Source organism: Frateuria sp. (assembly GCF_035944355.1).
Classification (GTDB): Bacteria; Pseudomonadota; Gammaproteobacteria; order Xanthomonadales; family Rhodanobacteraceae; genus Frateuria_A.
In genome coordinates, this window is record NZ_DASZBH010000004.1 from 43,922 (window position 1) to 60,548 (window position 16,627).

Consider the following 16,627-nt stretch of genomic DNA (forward strand, 5'->3'; position numbering starts at 1 on the left):
GGGGCGTCGGCATGGCCGCGCGGCGCGTGGGGCGCGGGCATAATGCGCAATCACGCCGACGGATGACTCCATGCACTACGACCAATCCTGGATGGGCTACGGCTGGACCGGCGGGCTGGAGGCCGGGGCGATCGCGGCAGGCGCCGGCGCGCTGCTGTTCCTGCTGTTCCGCTGGCGCACCCGCGGTACCTGGAGCCATGGCGCGCAGATGGCGTGGGCCTATGTGCTGGGCGTGGCGGTGGCCGCCAGCGGCGACGTGTCGGACCTGTTCTATTTCAACTACGCGCGGCTGCAATCGATGCAGCTGCTGCGGGTGAAGCTGGCCGAAGTGCACGATCCGGACGGCCTGGGCACCCGCGTGCTGTGCGAGCTGCTGGGCGTGGCGGTCGGGGTGGGCCTGGCCTGGTTCGCCAGCGAGTGGGTGGCGCGGCGGCGGTAGTGGCGCCACTCAGCCGGGCTGCGTCACCGGCCTTTGCGGCACCTGTGCAGGTGAGAGCAGCCGCGCGGCAAGCAGCCGCGCCTGCAGCCGGATTTCCGGCATCGCGGTGGATTCCCAGCGCGCGCCGCGCAGCAGGCTGCCGATGCCGAACAGGCGTGGCCAGGGCTTGCCGTCGTGGCAGAGCTGCCCCTCCAGCGTGGCCTGGCAGCCGAGCCCGAACGGGTCGGGCGTGACGTGGCCGTTGGTGACCAGCTGGCGCATCAACGGATGGGCGGTGCTGCGCACGTCGGTATCCAGGCCGATGGTCTGGATCGCCAGGTCCGCGGCCAGCCACGTGCAGGCGCCGGCGCGGCGCAGCTCCAGCCGCACGCGCCCCTGCTCCGGTCGGGCGCCGACCAGGCGCCCGCAGACGCGGCGCAATCGGCCTTCGCGCTCGAGCGCCTGCACCTGCTGGTGGGCCTGCGGCGGCAGGCGGTGGCGTGCGCGTTCCCACGCCCAGCGCGCGTGGCGCATGAACCGCGCGCGCTCGGCGGCGGGCAGGGCGTGCCACAGGGACGGTGTATTGGGACGCAGGCTGTCGATCACCACGCGCCAGTCCTCGGTCGCGGCGATCGCCTCGCGCAGCAGGCGCAGCCAGCGGCTGACCTCGGGTGCGTCGCGCATGGCCTCGACCAGCGCGCCGCCGTCGTCCTCCGGCACGGTGGCCAGCGGCAGGTGGGCCTCGGGCAGGTGGCCGTGGCGGGAGAAAGCGACGAAGCGCGCATTCGGCCATTGCGCGGCCAGCTCCAGCATCACGTCCATCGCGGTCAGCCCCAGCCCGACCACGGCAACCTCGCGGGGCGCGGAGTCGGGCGCGGCACGGGCCAGCAGCGTCCAGGGATCGATCACGTAGCGCCCGTCGGCAAGCAGCGCGGGATCGACGCCCGCGAGCGGCCGCACCGGCAACGCACCGATCGCCAGCACGGCGGCGTCCACGCGCGTGGCGCGCTCGCCCTGGACGATGGTGACGCCGTCCGCTTCCGGCACCATGGCATCGGCCGCGAACGGCACCACGCGCACGTCGACGCCGCGGTGGCGCGAACGGGCAAGCGCGTGCGCGGCCTCGCCCTCCAGGTATTGCCCGTAGAGCCGGCGCGGCAGGAAATCGGTGCCGGCAGTCCCGGCGTCGGTGCGCTGGGCGAAATCCAGGAAGCTGCGCGGACTGCCCGCGAGCTTGCCCATCGAGGCGGCGCGCACGTTGAGCAGGTGCCGCGGCGATTCGGTGCCATAGGCAACGCCGCGTCCCGGCTGCACCGCGCCGCCGGTATACCAGTCCAGGTGCAGCGGTGCGCTGGCGCGCTCGACCAGCTCGCTGAGCAGGGCCACGGCAGCCGCGCCGCCGCCGATGATGGCGACCCGTCGAAACATGGCGTTCTCCGAGTGGGCTCAGCCCGGCAACGGACCGGCGATCGCCGGGCGCGCCGGATGCATCCGTTGCGGATTGGAAGGTGCGATTGTCGCGTAGGCAAGTCCGGTACCGGGCGCGCCGCCGAACAGGTGCAGGCTCAGCGCCGCCGCGCGGCCGGAAAGGTTGCGGCAACGATGCAGCCGCGACTGACCGGCATCGAACCAGATGGCATCGCCCGGGCCGAGCCAGTGATGGCCGTGCGCCAGCAGATCGCCGCCGTCGCCCTGGCGGCGCCAGGCTTCGATCTGCAGCGCGCCGTGCAGCGGAATCTCCAGGCCCCAGCGGGCGCCATGGTCGTGCAGCACCGAAATGTGGTTGGCCGGCCACGCGATCAGCAGCAATTGCAGGTCCTGCCTGCCCGTGCGCAAGGGGCGGATCAGCGGACCGGCGGGCGTGCGGAGCTTGCCGGCCAGCATGTCGAGGCCGTCCGCATGGCAGCGGACCGCGCTTCCCAGTTCGCGGGCGAGGATGGCCAGGTCGGGGTGCTCACCCTGGCAGTGCGACAGTGCGATGCGACGCAGCGCCTTCAAGCTTTGCCTGTGGTTGGCCATTGCGTGGAACCGTACGAAAAACGGCGCCCAGTGGAGCATGGGCGCCGTTAAACGGCCGTAACCCGTCGCTACGCTGCGGCTAGAGCTTGCGCAGCTCGAAACTCACCGGCACCCGTGCCCATGCACGGACGGCCCGGCCGCCCACGCTGGCCGGCTGGAAGCGCCAGGACGCCAGCACCTGCTCGCGGGCACTGCGGTCCAGCAGCGGGTAGCCGCTGCCCCGCTCGACCACCACCTCGACCGGCTTGCCCGCCTCGTCGACCAGCACGCGCAGCAGCACGGTGCCGTGCATGTGCTGGCGGATGGCCTGCGCGGGGAACGTCAGCGGCGCGCTGCGGTAGGCCAGGCTGGCCTCGACCGGTTCGGTCGCCACGCCCTCCGGCACGGCACCCGCAGAGGGTGGCAGTAGGGTCGGCGCCCGGACCGGCGGGACAGCCGTGCTGCCCTCGTCGCTGGCGCGCGGGGAGGAGACGGCCGGCGGCGCGACGGCCGCTGGCCTGACATGGTGCGAAAGCGGCGCGACGTGCAGCGGCGGTGGCGGCGGCACCGACACCGACACCGGCTTGGGCGGGTCGAGGAAGCGCATGCCCATGGGAGCGCTGGCAAGGTGCGGCGTCGCCATGGGTGGCAGCGGCCGGGTGGCCGCCACGAACACGGTGAGGTTGATGGCCATCGCCGCGCTCAGCGCGGTGATGCGGGCGAGGTCGGGATGGTGGACGTGTGCACGGGATGAAGCCAGGTGAGCGGACGACATAGGCGATCCTCCTGACGGTGCTTGGCGATGTGGCGCAGGCACGCTGCGTGGCGCAGAGGGGATCGTGCCGGCGCGATCGCAGCCTAGGCCTGTCGCCGCCGTGCGTGCAAGCGTGGGCCGGGCATTCCGCCGCCGCGATTCTTGCCGCACAATGAGTCGGCGCGGCCAATGGGGGTCGTCGGGAGGCGGTCATGACGATGTGGAAGCAATGGGGTGTGCTGGCGCTGCTGGTGGGCGGGCTGGGCTTGTTGCCGGGCGCGGCGCGCGCCGGCGAGATCTCCTGCAAGATGAGCTTTTCGCTGTCGGGCTGGTCGGTGTTCTACAAGACCGCCAGCGGCAGCGGCACGGTCCGCTGCAGCAATGGCCAGAGCATGCACGTGAAGCTGCGCGCCAAGGGCGGCGGCCTGACCTTCGGCAAGACGCACATCGACAACGGCATCGGCAAGTTCACCGGCGTCTACGACATCCATGAAGTCCTGGGCCATTACGCCAACGCCGAGGCGCACGCCGGCGCGGTCAAGTCGGCCGGCGCGCAGGCACTGACCAAGGGCAACGTCGGCCTGGCGCTGAGCGGCAAGGGCGAGGGCTGGAACCTCGGGGTGGCGTTCGGCGCGTTCATCATCGAGCAGTAGCGCCCTGCAAACGGACGTCCGGACGTCCGTCACAGAAGGCAGTACGCAGGGGTATGGTAAGGTGGCCGCCCGGTCGCCCTGCCTGGATTCCCGACATGCCCGCGCCTTCCGCCGCCAGGCCGCCGCGCTACCGCTTCGGCGACGAGCTGGCCGCCACGCTGATCCACGGCGTGGGCATCCTGCTCAGCATCGCCGGGCTGGCCACGCTGGTGGCGTTCGCCGCGCTGCACGGCGATGCCAGGGTGGTAGTGGCCTGTGCGGTGTTCGGCAGCACGCTGATCCTGCTCTACACTGCCTCCACCCTGTACCACGCCATGCCGGGCGAGCTGCCGCGGCGGGTGCTGCGCACGCTGGACCACATCGCGATCTTCCTGCTGATCGCCGGCACCTACACCCCGTTCACCCTGATCGCGCTGCCCGGCGCCTGGGGCTGGGGCCTGTTCGGCACGATCTGGGCGCTGGCGCTGGCCGGCAGCGCACTGGAACTGGGCGTACTGCGGCGGGTGGCCTCCCGCGGGCTCGCGGTCTCGATCTACGTGGCGATGGGCTGGGTCGCGCTGGTGGCCTTCGAGCCGCTACGAACGCACCTGGCGCCGGGCGGGCTGGTCTTGCTGATTGCCGGCGGCGCGACCTACACGCTGGGCGTGCCGTTCTATCTGTGCCGTCGGTTGCCGTTCCACCACGCGGTCTGGCACGCATTCGTGCTGGCCGGCAGCGTGCTGCACTACCTGGCGGTGCTGCTGTATGTGATCCCCGATTGACCGGCGGCCCGCTCCCTCGCGGGAGCGGGCCGGTGGGCCGCGGGCGCGGTCAGCGCTTCTGCTGTTGCGGGATGAACTGCGTGCGCACGGCTTCGGCCAGTTGTGCGGGCGGCAGCAAGCCTTGTCCGATCACGAAGTCGTTGAACGCCTTGCGGTCGAATTTCTTGCCCAGCGCCAGTTCGGCTTGCAACCGCAGTTGCTGCAGGCGCAGGTAACCGTAGAAATACGCCGTCGCCTGGCCAGGGCTGTCGAAGGTGTAGCGGTCCAGTTCCTGGCGGGCCATGGCTTCGGACAGGCCGACCTCGCCCGTCAGCACGTCGTGCGCCCGTTCGCGGGTGATCAGGCCCAGATTGAGCATCGGGTCCAGCCAGGCGCGCGCTGCGCGCATCAGGCGCATCTGGTAGGCGGCGAACTGCCCGGCCGGCGGTTCGTAGGGGAGCATTTCCGACTCGGCGTACAAGGCCCAGCCTTCGACGTTGACGCTGTTGAACGCGAACAGGCTGCGCGCCAGCGAGACGCCGCGTTCGACCATCGCCGCGAACTGCAATTCATGCCCGGGACGGCCCTCGTGCGCGGTCAGCGACCAGGCGGCCGCCTTGAAGGTGAAGTCATCGTAGGACTGGCTCTGGTCCTTGCCGTTGCCCGGGTTGCCCATCGTGAGCACGAAGGTGCCGCGCTCGCCGTGGTTGTTGAGGAAGGGCGGCGGATCCATGTGCGGCGCGGGCACCTGCGCGGCCTCGGCCTCCGATGCCACGCGCATCTGCATCTGCCGCTTGGGCAGCGTGATGATGTTCTCGCGGCGGATGGTGTCCTCGATGCGGCCCAGCACCTGGTGATACCAGGGCTCGACCTGGTCGCGCGTGAGCTGCTGTTTCTTAAGCGCCTGCCAGACCTGCCGATAATCGGTCGCGTCGATGCCCTCGGCCTTGGCCACGGTCGGCGCCAGCACCTGCATCACGCCACGCAACTCCATGAACTCGAGCTCGGCCTGCTTCATCAGCTGCTCGGGCGGAATGTCGATGCCTACCTGCTTGAGGTTGTAGGCGTACAGCGGCTCGGGCAGGCGGAAGTCGGTGCGCGCGCGCGGCAGCACGGTGCTGCGTACCCAGGCGTCGTAGTCCTTCAGTTGCGCATCCAGCGCGTCGAGCGCGGCCTTGCCCTCGGGCGTATCCAGCTTGTACTTGGCGAACAGCTGGCGGATGCCCTCGACGTAGCGAGGCGTGTTGGCGAGCTTCTGTTCGACCTCGCCCCGGTAGGGGCCGAGCAACGCCTTGTCGCCGAGCTTGGCGGTGGTCTGTGCCTTGGCTTCCTCGATGATCGGCGTGCAGCCGGGCGCCGTGCCGACGTAGCACTGCAGGCGCTTGAGCGCGGCCGGGCGCCGGTCGGCCGCGACGTCGTCCTTGAGCAGCGCGAACTCGCCACTGAACACCAGCGAGCCGATGTCGTTGTACGGCAGCAGGTATTTGTCATCGAGGTCGATGCCCTCGATCTGCTCGTCGGCGGCCTGGATCATGATCTGCAGGTCCTGGCGCACGTTCGGGTCGCGCTCCGCCGCGAGCAAATGCGAGAGCTTCGTTTTCGCCTCGGTCAGCGCGGCGCGCGAGCGTTGGTCCGCGCCTGGCTTGAGGTCGGCCACCTTGGTGTCGTAGTCGCTCAGGCCGACCTGGGTGGCGAACTCGGGGCTGAAGCGGGCGATGGTGTCGAGCAACACCTTGGCATCGGCATTGCTGCGTTCCACCCAGGTGGCGGGCGCGGCCTGCGCATGCAGCGAACCGGCGGCCAAGGCGGCGGCCAGGGCAATGGCGAGAGATCTGGGCATGGCGGCGGAGCTCCTTGGGTGAGCGGCCGAGCGTAAGGGGCACGGCGCGGGCTCGCCTGTGCCGGAGGTCGCATGCCCATGCCTACATGAGCAGCGCAAGGGCAAACAGCCCCACCATCACGAACGAGATCACCAGCTTGACCAGTGTGCCGACGAGCAGGCCCACCCAGGTCGCGGCGCCTACGTGCGCCGAGCGCAACACACTGTTCCCGGCCGACCATTCGCCCAGCAACGCGCCCACGAAGGGGCCGAACACCAAGCCCGGAATGCCCAGGAACATCCCCACCACGGCGCCGAGCGTCGCGCCCGACAGCGCGCGCGCACTGGCGCCGACGCGCTTGGCGCCCAGTGTGCCCGCGACGAAGTCGACGGCAACGCCCAGTGTGCCCAGAAGGCCGATCGCCAGCAGCCAGCCGGTGCCCAGGTGCCGGTAGTCGTCCACGGCGGCGGCAAGCCAGATCCCGCCGAAAATCATCGGTATGCCGGGCAGCATCGGCAACACCGTGCCGGCCAGGCCGCCGAGGATAAGCACGGCGGCGAGCAGGTAAAGCGCGATGTCCATAGGTTGCCCTCGCGGGAGTCTCCACCCACTGTGCGGGCGCCCGCAGGCGCGGGCAAGCCGATGGCGACGCGAACAGCCATCGGCGCGCGGCTGGCCGCAGGCGGATGGCAATCCTGCGATCCACCGCACACGCCGGCCATCCCGCCCGGGCACCGCGTCCGAGGTGAGGTAGGATGCGCCTGCGGGAAGCCTCGCAGTTCCGGCTTCACTCCGATTTCACCCGCGACGTAGTCTGTTTGTACGAATACCGTGCGGGGGCGCGGCGTCTGCGAAGTTCAGTATCCAGGCCAAGGGGGAGGAGATGCTAAAAAGGATCTGGGCAAATCCGTGGCTGCAGCAGGTTGCTGTCGCCCTGGCCTACGCGCTCGCGTACACGCTGCTGCGCCAGGTTTCGTTCTCCCATTGGTTCCTCTTCGCGGGACTGCGCTTCGGCGTGCTGCTGCTGGTGCCCTACAGGTATTGGGCGGCGTTGGCGGTGGGCGAAGCCATCCCGCTGGCCTATACGGCCGTGAACTGTGCCGGTGAGTACGGCTGGCCGTGGGCTTCCTTGATGATGGTGCCCCCGATGTTGTTCGCGATGCCGGTCTTCCGCTGGTGTCGGGAGCGACGGCGGCTGTTCCCCGAGGGCGCCACGCCGGACGTCAACGTCTTCCTGCTCTGTGTCCTGGCGACCTCGGTGATCTGGACGGCGGTGAGCCTGGCCACGGTTGCGCTCGCACAAGGCCCCAGGACGAACACGCTACCGCCGTACCGGGAGATCGCCGGCTGGTATTTCCTCGGTTTTTATCTCGGCACGCTTACGTTGGTTCCAATGGTGCTCCTGGTAAGGGAGCAGCTGTTGGCTTCCGGTCTGCGCCGGGTATGGGCAAGGCTTTCGGAAAGTCGCCTGGCCATGGAAACCATGTGCCTGCTGCTGCCGTCCCTGGCCTTGCTGGTCTGGCTGGCCTCCGGTCCGACCGGAGCCGTAAGCCAGGAAGCCCAGATCGCGATGTTTTTGCCGGTCGCATGGCTTGCGCTGCGCTACGGCTGGCGTGGCGCGGCGGTGAGCGGCGCGGCGGCCAGCATTGCGGTCGTCCTGGCGATGCCTTCGCTCTACGACAGCAACACCTTGCATGCCGAGGTCTTCGTTTCCTTCGCCATCACCACGATGCTGATGCTGGGCGGACGGATCGCGGTGCTGCATGAGCGGGAGGAGCGCGAGCGGGCGGATGCAAGGCTGGCCCTGGCAGTGGCGCAGCGCAACGTCTACCTGGGCGAGATGCAGCTGCGACAGACCTCATATGTTCTGGAGCAGATGAGTGGAGCGATCCAAGCCTCGTACACGCAACTGCTAGGCCGTCTGCGCTGCCTCTTGCCCGCGACCGACGAGCGCAGCTATTTCCGCCAGGCGGCAGTGACGCAGCACCAGATGTACCGGCTGGCCGATTCGCTCTACCCGCTGGCCTGGCGGGAGCGCGGCCTGCCGGCGGCCCTGCGTGAAGGCTCGATGCCGCGCGCGCTGGACGAAGCCGGGATCGCCTACTGGTGCGAGATCGGCGGCCCCAGGCTGGACGAGCTGTCCAACAACGTCCACCTGGCGCTGTATCGCCTGGCCTGCGAGGCGATTGCCTACGCCTGCGCCAAGCGCAACGTCAGCCGGATTCGCGTGCGGCTTCGCGGTGGTTCCTTCGAAGGCCGCCGGTGGGCGCTGCTCTGCGTGGAAAGCCACGTGGACTACGAGCGGTTGAGCAGGGTGCGTTGGGACGACCTGCAGCCGGCGCTCGGGGCGAGCGGTCTGGGTCTGGGTGCGCTCAAGGACCGAGCCGCCGTTTTCGGCGGCAAGGTTCGCGTGAGGTCGCTGAATGAGGGTAACCGGGTCAGCATCATGCTGTTCGACACGACCCTCGCCTGATTTTGAAATCGATGCAGCGCCAAAAAAAACCGCCATGTGGCGGTTTTTTTTTGGTCAGTTCACGTGCCCACTGCACTCGACGGGATTGTCGCAAGGAGATGGCGCGGCGGTGGTGGTCGCCATCGGTGTTGCGTTGAACAGCGTTGCCCCGTTGCTCAGCGGAGTCGCGCTGACCTGCACGGAGCTGTCGCGATAGACGGTCTCTGCGTACGAGGTCAGCGGAACCACGCTGCTCGCGAGCGCCACCGGCTGCTGCGGAGTGGAGATGCGCTGCGCGTCGCGGCCCATCGGCAGAACCAGGAACTGGCCGTTGGCGGCGGCGAACGCTCCGCGGACGTTGCCATCGAGGTCGTTGACCTGCACGTACTGGATGCCGTTGACCGAGAACACGTAGACATGCCAGTTCGAACTGGCGCTCACGTCCTGTGCATTCGGCCAAGCTTGACCCAGACCCGTGCTGGACGGCCCGGCCGCGAAAGCGGAGGCCGAAAGACCCATGGCGAACAGGCCGGCGCAGAGAGCGCGGCGCGGGAGGATTTTGATCATAGCCTTGTCCCCTTGTTTGGACTGCTCACTGGTTGAGCCTGGCCACTGTATCAGCAGCAAAAGTGATTTTTTTGCGAATGCAATCATCCTGGTGAACAGCGGCCTGCATTCCCCGTGCCCGGTCGATCCCATTGCCTGCGTGTGCGGCACGGCAAGGGCAAGGCCCAGCTCATGGAGTGGCCTGTGTCGCGCCGGCCGATCCGGGCGCGCCGCCGGCGCGTGCGCCGAACACCATTTCAGACGCCCAGGCCAGCAGCATCGAGGTATAGGCGCGCTGGCAAGCGGGGCTGGAGAGTGCGTGGTCGGCCTCGTCGATGATCCGGTAGGTCATCGAATGGGTGTGGCGGAACGCGTTGCGGTAGCTGACGATAGTCGGCGGCGGAACCAACGGATCGTGGCCGGACTCGACGATCAGCACGTCGCCCCTGAAGTCGCTGCAGGCGCGCAGGGCGCGGTTGTCCTGCGGATCGAGCACGCGGCTGCGGTAGTCGTCGAGCACCTCGCGGCTGAGGGAACGCTTGGGCGCGTCCCATGCCTCGTCCGTGTACAGCGCCGGCACCCGCAGCGCGAGCCATTTGACCGGGCGCAGCGCGGTGAGGATCGCGGCCAGGTAGCCGCCGTAGCTCGCGCCGATCACCAGGATCGCATCCGGATCGACGTGCGGCTGCATGCGCAGGTGGTCGTAGGCGGCCACCACGTCGGCCAGGTTCTGGCCCCGCGTGACGGTCTGCCGCATCGCTTCGGTGCGCACGTGGCCGCGCATGTCGAAGGTCAGGCAGATGCAGCCAAGCGCCGCGAGTTGCTGCGCGCGGCCCAGATCGCGCTCCTGGCAGCCTCCCCAGCCGTGCACGAACAGCACGCCGGGGATGGTCGAGCCAGGGGTAAGCATGGTGCCGGCCAGACGCGCGCCGTCGACCGCGATGTCGGTACTTTGGCTACGCGTCGTCATCGTCTTCGACCACAGTGAGTTTGAGCAGGGGGCCGGTCGACGGGTCGACGCCGTGGAACAGCACCATGGCGCCCGGTGGAACGGTAGCGTCGTCGCCGTAGTGTTCCTCGGTGCGTACGCTCAGCCAGCGCCGCGTGGGCTCGTCACGGAACCGCAGCAGCGCGGCCGCTTCTGCGCCGCTGGCGCCGCCGATGCGCCAGGAGGCTTCGAGCACGCCGGCATGCCGGTGGCCGCGGTGATCGACGCCTTGCACTACGTCGTAGTTGCGCCGCGAGGCGAACATGCCGGCAAAGCACTGCCGCGAGGCTTCGTCGTAGAGCTGCGCCTGTCCGGCCGCTTCGCGCACCTGGGCAGGCAGCGATTCGCGCAGCATGGCGTCGAAGCCGCCGCGGTGCACGCGCAGGCTGGAACCGCCATAGGCGACGTCGCCGTCGTTGTCGCGGGTCAGCCACTGGGTGCCGTAATAGGCGATCGTATGCTGGCCCACGCGCACCTGGCCGATGCTCCAGGTGGTGAGGTCGTGCAGGTCGGCTTCCAGGACGACGCCGTCGCGGCCGACTTCCTCCTCGTCCAGGCTGGCGATGATGGCGTCCAGCTCGGCGATGTCGGCAGCCACGCGCTGGCCACGGCCGGCGTTGCCATGCGCCGGCTTGATGCGCACGCGACCGCGGTCGAGCAGGGCGCGCCCGGCGCGCCGCGCATCGGCCGCCGCGAAGGCACTGAAGCCGGGGAGCGTCACCGGGCGCACGCGCTCGGCGAAGGTCGCCGGCCAGCCCGGGGGCACGCGCGAAGGTGCATCCACCAGCGGGTGGGTGATCGCCTTGGAGGCGAGTACGCGTTCGGGCACCACGCCGCCGAACAGGTCGGCGGCGCTGCGGATGCCCCAGGCGGCGGCTGCGTCCAGCCCGATCAGCACGTCGCCCGGTACGAAGTACGTCGGTCCCGGATACGGCCGTCCCGGTACGTAGGCACCGGCGAAGTCGTAGCCGAGCAGATCGGCCAACTGCCTCGCGATGGCCGCGTGCGCGGCCCCCTCGTGCGCGGAATGCGCAGCGCCGGAGCCGATGCCAAGAACCACGCTGCCAGAGGCGGCAGGCTTCGGGTTTGGCGGCAAGCTCGATGCCACGCGTGTCTCCGGAGCGGGGCGCCGGAGGTCGGCGCCGACCGCTGGGAGGCTAGCGGCGACGGTGTGGATGGCTGTTGAAGGTCACGCGCGGGTGGGGGTGCGGCTACTTCTCGACGAACGCCCGCTCGATCACGTAGTCGCCCGGTTCGCGCGTACGCGGCGAGGCCTGGAAGCCGCGGCCATCGAGCAGGGCGCACAGGTCGTCGAGCATCGCCGGACTGCCGCACAGCATCACCCGGTCGGTCGCCGGATTGAGCGGCGGCAGGCCGGTGGCATCGCTCATGACGCCATCCACGATGGCGTCGGTGATGCGTCCACGGTTCCTGAACGGTTCGCGGGTGACGGTCGGGTAGTAAATGAGCTTCTCGCGCACGAACTCGCCCAGGTACTCGTGCTGCGGCAGCTCGCGCTCGAGGTAGTCCGCATAGGCCAGGTCGCTGGCGTGGCGCACGCCATGGGCCAGCACGATCTTGTCGTAGCGCTCGTAGGTGGCCGGATCGCGCACGATGCTCATGAACGGCGCGAGCCCCGTGCCGGTGCCCAGCAGGTACAGATGCTTGCCGGGCTTGAGGTCGTCCAGCACCAGCGTGCCGGTGGACTTGCGGCTGACCACCAGCGGATCGCCGGGCTTGAGGTGCTGCAGGCGCGAAGTGAGCGGGCCGTTGGGCACCTTGATGGAAAAGAATTCCAGGTGCTCCTCCCAACTGGCGCTGGCGATCGAATAGGCCCGCATCAGCGGCCGGCCTTCCACTTCCAGGCCGATCATCACGAACTGGCCGCTCTCGAAGCGGAAGCCCGGGTCGCGCGTGGCGCGGAAGCTGAAGAGCGTATCGTTCCAGTGCCGCACGTCGATCACGTGCTCGGTCGCAAGGGCCACCATGGGGTTGTCGTGCCTCGGATGACGTGGGCCACGGCGACCGCGCTCCGCCGAGACCGATGGCTTGGGGATGGGCGCCGCCAGTGCGGATCGCGCCATCATCGGGAGAGCGGCGCGCCGGACGATTATGCCAGCAGGGAGCGGCTCAAGTCAGGCGGCGGCCGCGCGTATGCCATCGATGCGTGCAGCGATTAGGATAGACGCGAGGGGGAAGGTGGCGCTGGCCGCGTAACGCGCAGCGGCAAACGTCGTGGGTTTTCCGGCTCGGCGTCGCGCGTCGCAACGTTCCTCCGTTGCCCCGCACATGGCGGAACCGTGAGCAACAGGGACGCACGCATGCAGGATCTGGAAGAAAGCAGGATCGCCATCATCGGCCTGGGCTATGTGGGCTTGCCGCTGGCCGTGGAGTTCGGCAAGCGCTACGACACGCTCGGCTTCGACATCAACCAGGCGCGCATCGAAGCATTGCGCGCCGGTCGCGACAGCACCCTAGAGGTCGATGCCGGCGAGCTGGCCGCCGCCGGGCGTCTGCGTTTTTCCTCCGCGGTCGACGACCTGCGTGCCTGCAACGTCTACATCGTCACCGTGCCCACGCCGATCGATGCCGCCAAGCGGCCCGACCTCGAGCCGCTGGTCAAGGCCAGCCAGACGCTGGGACGCGTGCTCAAGCCCGGCGACATCGTGGTGTACGAATCGACCGTGTACCCGGGCTGCACCGAAGAGGTGTGCGTGCCGATCCTGGAGCGCGGTTCGGGGCTGGTCTTCAATCGCGATTTCTTCGCCGGCTACAGCCCCGAGCGGATCAACCCCGGCGACAAGCAACACCGCGTCACCAGCATTCTCAAGGTCACTTCCGGCTCGACGCCGCAGGTGGCCGACTTCGTCGACCGCCTGTACGGCTCGATCATCACCGCCGGCACGCACAAGGCCAGCTGCATTAAGGTGGCCGAGGCGGCCAAGGTGATCGAGAACACCCAGCGTGATCTCAACATCGCGCTGGTCAACGATCTTGCGATCCTGTTCAACAAGCTCGGCATCGATACGCTCGAAGTGCTGCAGGCGGCCGGCACCAAGTGGAACTTCCTGCCGTTCCGGCCGGGCCTGGTCGGGGGCCACTGCATCAGCGTCGATCCGTACTACCTGACACACAAGGCGCAGGAGGTCGGCCACCATCCGGACGTGATCCTGGCCGGCCGGCGCACCAACGACAGCATGGGGCCCTACATCGCCAGCGAAGTGATCCGGCTGATGGTGCGCAAGGGCATCAACCCGGTGAACGCACGCGTGCTGCTGCTGGGCCTGGCGTTCAAGGAGAACTGCCCGGACCTGCGCAACACCCGCGTGGTGGACATCGTGCGGGCGTTGCGCGGCTACAACGCGGCGGTGGACGTGCACGATCCCTGGGTGAACGCCGCCGAGGCCGAGCATGAATACGGTCTGGTCCCGTTGGCGCAGCCGCCTGCAGGCGCCTACGACGCGGTGATCGTGGCGGTGGGCCACCGGCAGTTCGTGGCCTTGGGCGCCGAGGGTGTGCGTGCCTACGGCAAGCCCGATTCGGTGGTCTACGACGTCAAGTACGTATTGCCCCGCGAAGCGGTGGACGGGAGGCTGTGATGGCGACGCTCGACACCTTGCTGCCGCCTGCGCTGCAGGCGCGCGTGCGCGCGCAGGACGGCACCTGGCTGGTCACCGGCGCGGCCGGCTTCATCGGTTCCAACCTGGTCGAGGCGCTGCTCGGGCTGGGCCAGTCCGTGGTCGGACTGGACAACTTCGCCACCGGCCACCGGCGCAACCTGGACGAGGTGGAGCGGCTGGTCGGGCCGCAGGCCTGGTCGCGCTTCACCTTCGTCGAGGGCGACATCCGGCGCTTGGAGGATTGCCGTGCCGCCTGCGCCGGCGTGCGCCACGTGCTGCACCAGGCGGCGCTGGGCTCGGTGCCGCGTTCGGTCGAGGACCCGCTCGCCACCCACGCGGCCAACGCCACCGGCTTCCTCAACATGCTGGTGGCGGCGCGTGATGCGGGCGTGGGCAGCTTCACCTACGCCGCGTCCAGTTCCACCTACGGCGACGAGCCGAGCCTGCCCAAGGTCGAGGACGTGATCGGCCGCGCGCTGTCGCCGTACGCGGTGACCAAGCTGCTGAACGAGATCTATGCCGAGGTGTTCGCGCGCTGCTACGGCTTCAAGTCGATCGGCCTGCGCTACTTCAACGTGTTCGGCCGGCGGCAGGATCCCGAGGGCGCCTACGCCGCGGTGATCCCAAAGTGGATCGCCATCATGCTCCGCGGCGGAGAGGTGTCCATCAACGGCGACGGCGAGACCAGCCGCGACTTCTGCCACGTGGCCAATGCGGTACAGGCCAACCTGCTCGCCGCGCTCGCGCCCGAGGAACACCGCGATCGCGTCTACAACGTGGCGGTGGGCCAGCGCACCAGCCTCAACCAGTTGTTCGAAGGCCTGGTGCGGCAGCTGGCGAGCGAGGGCGTGAGCTATGCGCGGCCGCCGGCGTATCGCGATTTCCGCGCCGGCGACGTGCGCCATTCGCTGGCCGACATCCGGCGCGCCGGCACCCGGCTGGGCTATGCGCCGACTCACACCCTGGCCACGGGCCTGAACGAGGCCATGCCCTGGTATCTGGAGTTCATCGCCCGCCAGGCGGCCTGAGGCCGCAGCGGCAAGATGCTGGCCGCATACCGTGCTGCCGCGCTCGGCGTGGACATCGCCCGCCCACTTTTCCGCGCCAGCGGGTGTTTCGGTGGTGCTCCCTGGCGCGACCACATCATCCTGTGTCGTCCGTGATCTGGCACCCGTACCTCGGTGAGTCGCCGACTGGGCCGCGTCGCCGGGTGCCGATGAGCTCGTTTGGTGGTGTGGAAGGCGGCTCTGACGCCGCGGACGGCCTGGCAGGATCAGCCGCGACGGGGGCGCTCGGCCTCGCTCGGTCGCGGCCATGCAGTCCCAGGGCGGGTGCCGCGAGGCCGTCCCGTACAATACGGGCATGAGCGCGCCCCTTGCCCCAGCCGACTTCCGTCTCTGCGTCGCCCCGATGATGGACTGGACCGATAGAGCCTAAACAAGTCGGCGTGAAAAGGCTTTGCTGGCGGAACTTTTGGTCGTGTAGCACCTGTGTTGCACTAATGCTTATGGGAATGGTGCGTCGAAGCTATCGCACCTGCAGATGCCCGCCTCACGCTGAGGCAAACGCCGCACCGCCAGCTCGCCGCTACGGCGGCGGCTTCCGACCCGAAGCGGACGATCGCATCCCTCTCCACCGTTTTCGGCTTCTCGACAGAATATGGAAGCTTGAGGTCGATGCCGGCTCAAAGGGAGAACGCCAATGGCGCCTCGTCATCCAGGTAGGCTAATGCCATAGCCAAGTCGGGCGGGCGGTTGCACGCAATGCAAACAGCAAACCGCGATAGCAGCTCACCGAGCTGTCACATGCGACAGCGCACCGTCCCTTCTGACATTCCCGCGGACCTGTGAATTGCGCGGGCTTCAAAACGCGGAAGGAAGGCAAGCAAGCGTGAGTTCGCTTGTCCAGTGCCAATGGGCGGTAGCTGCGTTGCCCGAGTTACTGAGATTGAGATCCCAGATCGGTTCGCTGCGCTCGTGAACGGACGGCCTCGCGACCTCTAGGCGATCTCTGAACGCCGAGATGGCCGCCTGTCATCGGCTTGAAGGGCAAGCTACCGCCATCTCGACCGGCATCTCGGATCCAGGCCGCTTCGGCGACTTGAGGTACAGCCTCTGACGGATGAACCAGAATCGGCCAGTCGCTGTCGACGGATGGGAGCGGACTGGCGCAACCGCGGATCGAGGTGCCCCCAAATCGCCTGGCTTCAGTGACGCATCGACTACCTGGTGAACGCAATGGCTAACGAATGGTGCCGCAAAAACGACGGCGACCCTTCAGACAAGCAGATCGCTGCAACGATGGCAGCGGCACTGATTGGTCAGGGTTTTACGCTCCAAACCGCCGATAACGTGGCAATGGCGGCCGACCAGGCCGTTGAATTGTACTGCGCTGTCCTAAGCAAATTGAGTAGCTTGGACGTGCCCGGAGAACGCACGGGCGCACAAGGGCAAGCAGCCTCGACTGAGGAACAAGAGGAGATGGACGCGTTGGGCGTGACCCGCATCGACGCGGCGAAATTCTGCTACGGCGAATACCGCTACGACAACTTGAGCGACGCACTTCGGTACGCCCGGGCAAGTTCAGGAGCGACTTGACCACGAGCCGTCCCTCGCGCGCCTGGGTCCATGTCAGTGGG

16 protein-coding genes are annotated in these 16,627 nt (G+C 68.6%); 7 read left to right on the plus strand and 9 right to left on the minus strand.

Features of this window, described 5'->3' with window-relative positions:
* Window positions 1–70 precede the first annotated feature (70 nt).
* Complete coding sequence (locus VGU03_RS01410; protein WP_327477985.1) at window positions 71–439, plus strand: hypothetical protein; 369 nt, start codon at window positions 71–73, stop codon at window positions 437–439.
* 9 nt (window positions 440–448) lie between these two features.
* On the opposite strand, the gene VGU03_RS01415 is transcribed toward VGU03_RS01410, so the two are convergent.
* From VGU03_RS01415 to VGU03_RS01425, 3 genes are all read right to left on the minus strand, one after another.
* On the minus strand, window positions 449–1,846 hold the full coding sequence (locus VGU03_RS01415) for an FAD/NAD(P)-binding protein (RefSeq protein WP_327477988.1): 1,398 nt from the start codon (window positions 1,844–1,846) through the stop codon (window positions 449–451).
* An 18-nt stretch (window positions 1,847–1,864) separates the two neighbouring features.
* A complete protein-coding gene (locus VGU03_RS01420; RefSeq protein ID WP_327477990.1) occupies window positions 1,865–2,437 on the minus strand; it encodes a cysteine dioxygenase in 573 nt (190 codons plus the stop codon).
* A 79-nt stretch (window positions 2,438–2,516) separates the two neighbouring features.
* Complete coding sequence (locus VGU03_RS01425) at window positions 2,517–3,191, minus strand: energy transducer TonB (protein ID WP_327477992.1); 675 nt, start codon at window positions 3,189–3,191, stop codon at window positions 2,517–2,519.
* Window positions 3,192–3,388: 197 nt separating this feature from the next.
* On the opposite strand from VGU03_RS01425, the gene VGU03_RS01430 reads away from it, so the two are divergent.
* Both VGU03_RS01430 and trhA read left to right on the plus strand, forming a co-directional pair.
* Entirely contained in the window at window positions 3,389–3,823 is a 435-nt protein-coding gene (locus VGU03_RS01430; protein ID WP_327474258.1) for a hypothetical protein, read from the plus strand.
* A gap of 95 nt (window positions 3,824–3,918) precedes the next feature.
* The gene (gene trhA, locus VGU03_RS01435) at window positions 3,919–4,584 is read left to right on the plus strand and encodes a PAQR family membrane homeostasis protein TrhA (RefSeq protein WP_327477993.1); all 666 of its coding nucleotides are present in this window, start codon (window positions 3,919–3,921) and stop codon (window positions 4,582–4,584) included.
* 49 nt (window positions 4,585–4,633) lie between these two features.
* On the opposite strand, the gene VGU03_RS01440 is transcribed toward trhA, so the two are convergent.
* Both VGU03_RS01440 and VGU03_RS01445 read right to left on the minus strand, forming a co-directional pair.
* The gene (locus VGU03_RS01440; protein WP_327477994.1) at window positions 4,634–6,403 is read right to left on the minus strand and encodes a DUF885 domain-containing protein; all 1,770 of its coding nucleotides are present in this window, start codon (window positions 6,401–6,403) and stop codon (window positions 4,634–4,636) included.
* Between the two features lie 82 nt (window positions 6,404–6,485).
* Window positions 6,486–6,965 carry a DUF456 domain-containing protein gene (locus tag VGU03_RS01445; RefSeq protein WP_327477996.1) on the minus strand — a complete coding sequence of 160 codons (480 nt, stop codon included), beginning with the start codon at window positions 6,963–6,965 and terminating at the stop codon, window positions 6,486–6,488.
* Window positions 6,966–7,266: 301 nt separating this feature from the next.
* Here VGU03_RS01445 and VGU03_RS01450 point away from each other — a divergent pair, with 301 nt between their 5' ends.
* Entirely contained in the window at window positions 7,267–8,856 is a 1,590-nt protein-coding gene (locus VGU03_RS01450; protein ID WP_327477998.1) for an MASE1 domain-containing protein, read from the plus strand.
* A 54-nt stretch (window positions 8,857–8,910) separates the two neighbouring features.
* Here the strand turns inward: VGU03_RS01450 and VGU03_RS01455 are convergent, their stop codons facing one another.
* The 4 genes from VGU03_RS01455 to VGU03_RS01470 form a co-directional block, all read right to left on the minus strand.
* The gene (locus VGU03_RS01455) at window positions 8,911–9,402 is read right to left on the minus strand and encodes a hypothetical protein (RefSeq protein WP_327477999.1); all 492 of its coding nucleotides are present in this window, start codon (window positions 9,400–9,402) and stop codon (window positions 8,911–8,913) included.
* A 169-nt stretch (window positions 9,403–9,571) separates the two neighbouring features.
* On the minus strand, window positions 9,572–10,351 hold the full coding sequence (locus tag VGU03_RS01460; RefSeq protein WP_327478001.1) for an alpha/beta hydrolase family protein: 780 nt from the start codon (window positions 10,349–10,351) through the stop codon (window positions 9,572–9,574).
* Window positions 10,338–11,477 (minus strand): DUF3182 family protein, encoded by a 1,140-nt coding sequence (locus VGU03_RS01465; RefSeq protein ID WP_327478003.1) that lies wholly within the window; start codon window positions 11,475–11,477, stop codon window positions 10,338–10,340. The genes VGU03_RS01460 and VGU03_RS01465 overlap by 14 nt, the downstream gene beginning before the upstream one ends.
* A 103-nt stretch (window positions 11,478–11,580) precedes the next feature.
* Window positions 11,581–12,357 (minus strand): ferredoxin--NADP reductase, encoded by a 777-nt coding sequence (locus VGU03_RS01470; protein ID WP_327478004.1) that lies wholly within the window; start codon window positions 12,355–12,357, stop codon window positions 11,581–11,583.
* A 333-nt stretch (window positions 12,358–12,690) separates the two neighbouring features.
* On the opposite strand from VGU03_RS01470, the gene tviB reads away from it, so the two are divergent.
* From tviB to VGU03_RS01485, 3 genes are all read left to right on the plus strand, one after another.
* Window positions 12,691–13,968 carry a Vi polysaccharide biosynthesis UDP-N-acetylglucosamine C-6 dehydrogenase TviB gene (tviB, locus tag VGU03_RS01475; RefSeq protein ID WP_327478492.1) on the plus strand — a complete coding sequence of 426 codons (1,278 nt, stop codon included), beginning with the start codon at window positions 12,691–12,693 and terminating at the stop codon, window positions 13,966–13,968.
* Window positions 13,968–15,017, plus strand: coding sequence for an SDR family oxidoreductase (locus tag VGU03_RS01480; protein WP_327478006.1), 1,050 nt, complete (start codon window positions 13,968–13,970; stop codon window positions 15,015–15,017). The genes tviB and VGU03_RS01480 overlap by 1 nt, the downstream gene beginning before the upstream one ends.
* Before the next feature lie 1,209 nt (window positions 15,018–16,226).
* Window positions 16,227–16,586: a hypothetical protein gene (locus VGU03_RS01485; protein ID WP_327476291.1), complete on the plus strand. Its 360-nt coding sequence runs from the start codon at window positions 16,227–16,229 to the stop codon at window positions 16,584–16,586.
* Window positions 16,587–16,627 lie beyond the last annotated feature (41 nt).

Coding starts and splice junctions, on each gene's coding strand:
- VGU03_RS01410 (WP_327477985.1), top strand. CDS start 71: ATGCACTACGACCAATCCTGGATGGGCTACGGCTGGACCGGCGGGCTG.
- VGU03_RS01470 (WP_327478004.1), bottom strand. CDS start 12,357: ATGGTGGCCCTTGCGACCGAGCACGTGATCGACGTGCGGCACTGGAAC.
- VGU03_RS01480 (WP_327478006.1), top strand. CDS start 13,968: ATGGCGACGCTCGACACCTTGCTGCCGCCTGCGCTGCAGGCGCGCGTG.
- VGU03_RS01455 (WP_327477999.1), bottom strand. CDS start 9,402: ATGATCAAAATCCTCCCGCGCCGCGCTCTCTGCGCCGGCCTGTTCGCC.
- VGU03_RS01450 (WP_327477998.1), top strand. CDS start 7,267: ATGCTAAAAAGGATCTGGGCAAATCCGTGGCTGCAGCAGGTTGCTGTC.
- VGU03_RS01425 (WP_327477992.1), bottom strand. CDS start 3,191: ATGTCGTCCGCTCACCTGGCTTCATCCCGTGCACACGTCCACCATCCC.
- trhA (WP_327477993.1), top strand. CDS start 3,919: ATGCCCGCGCCTTCCGCCGCCAGGCCGCCGCGCTACCGCTTCGGCGAC.
- VGU03_RS01420 (WP_327477990.1), bottom strand. CDS start 2,437: ATGGCCAACCACAGGCAAAGCTTGAAGGCGCTGCGTCGCATCGCACTG.
- tviB (WP_327478492.1), top strand. CDS start 12,691: ATGCAGGATCTGGAAGAAAGCAGGATCGCCATCATCGGCCTGGGCTAT.
- VGU03_RS01430 (WP_327474258.1), top strand. CDS start 3,389: ATGTGGAAGCAATGGGGTGTGCTGGCGCTGCTGGTGGGCGGGCTGGGC.
- VGU03_RS01460 (WP_327478001.1), bottom strand. CDS start 10,351: ATGACGACGCGTAGCCAAAGTACCGACATCGCGGTCGACGGCGCGCGT.
- VGU03_RS01415 (WP_327477988.1), bottom strand. CDS start 1,846: ATGTTTCGACGGGTCGCCATCATCGGCGGCGGCGCGGCTGCCGTGGCC.
- VGU03_RS01440 (WP_327477994.1), bottom strand. CDS start 6,403: ATGCCCAGATCTCTCGCCATTGCCCTGGCCGCCGCCTTGGCCGCCGGT.
- VGU03_RS01485 (WP_327476291.1), top strand. CDS start 16,227: ATGGCTAACGAATGGTGCCGCAAAAACGACGGCGACCCTTCAGACAAG.
- VGU03_RS01445 (WP_327477996.1), bottom strand. CDS start 6,965: ATGGACATCGCGCTTTACCTGCTCGCCGCCGTGCTTATCCTCGGCGGC.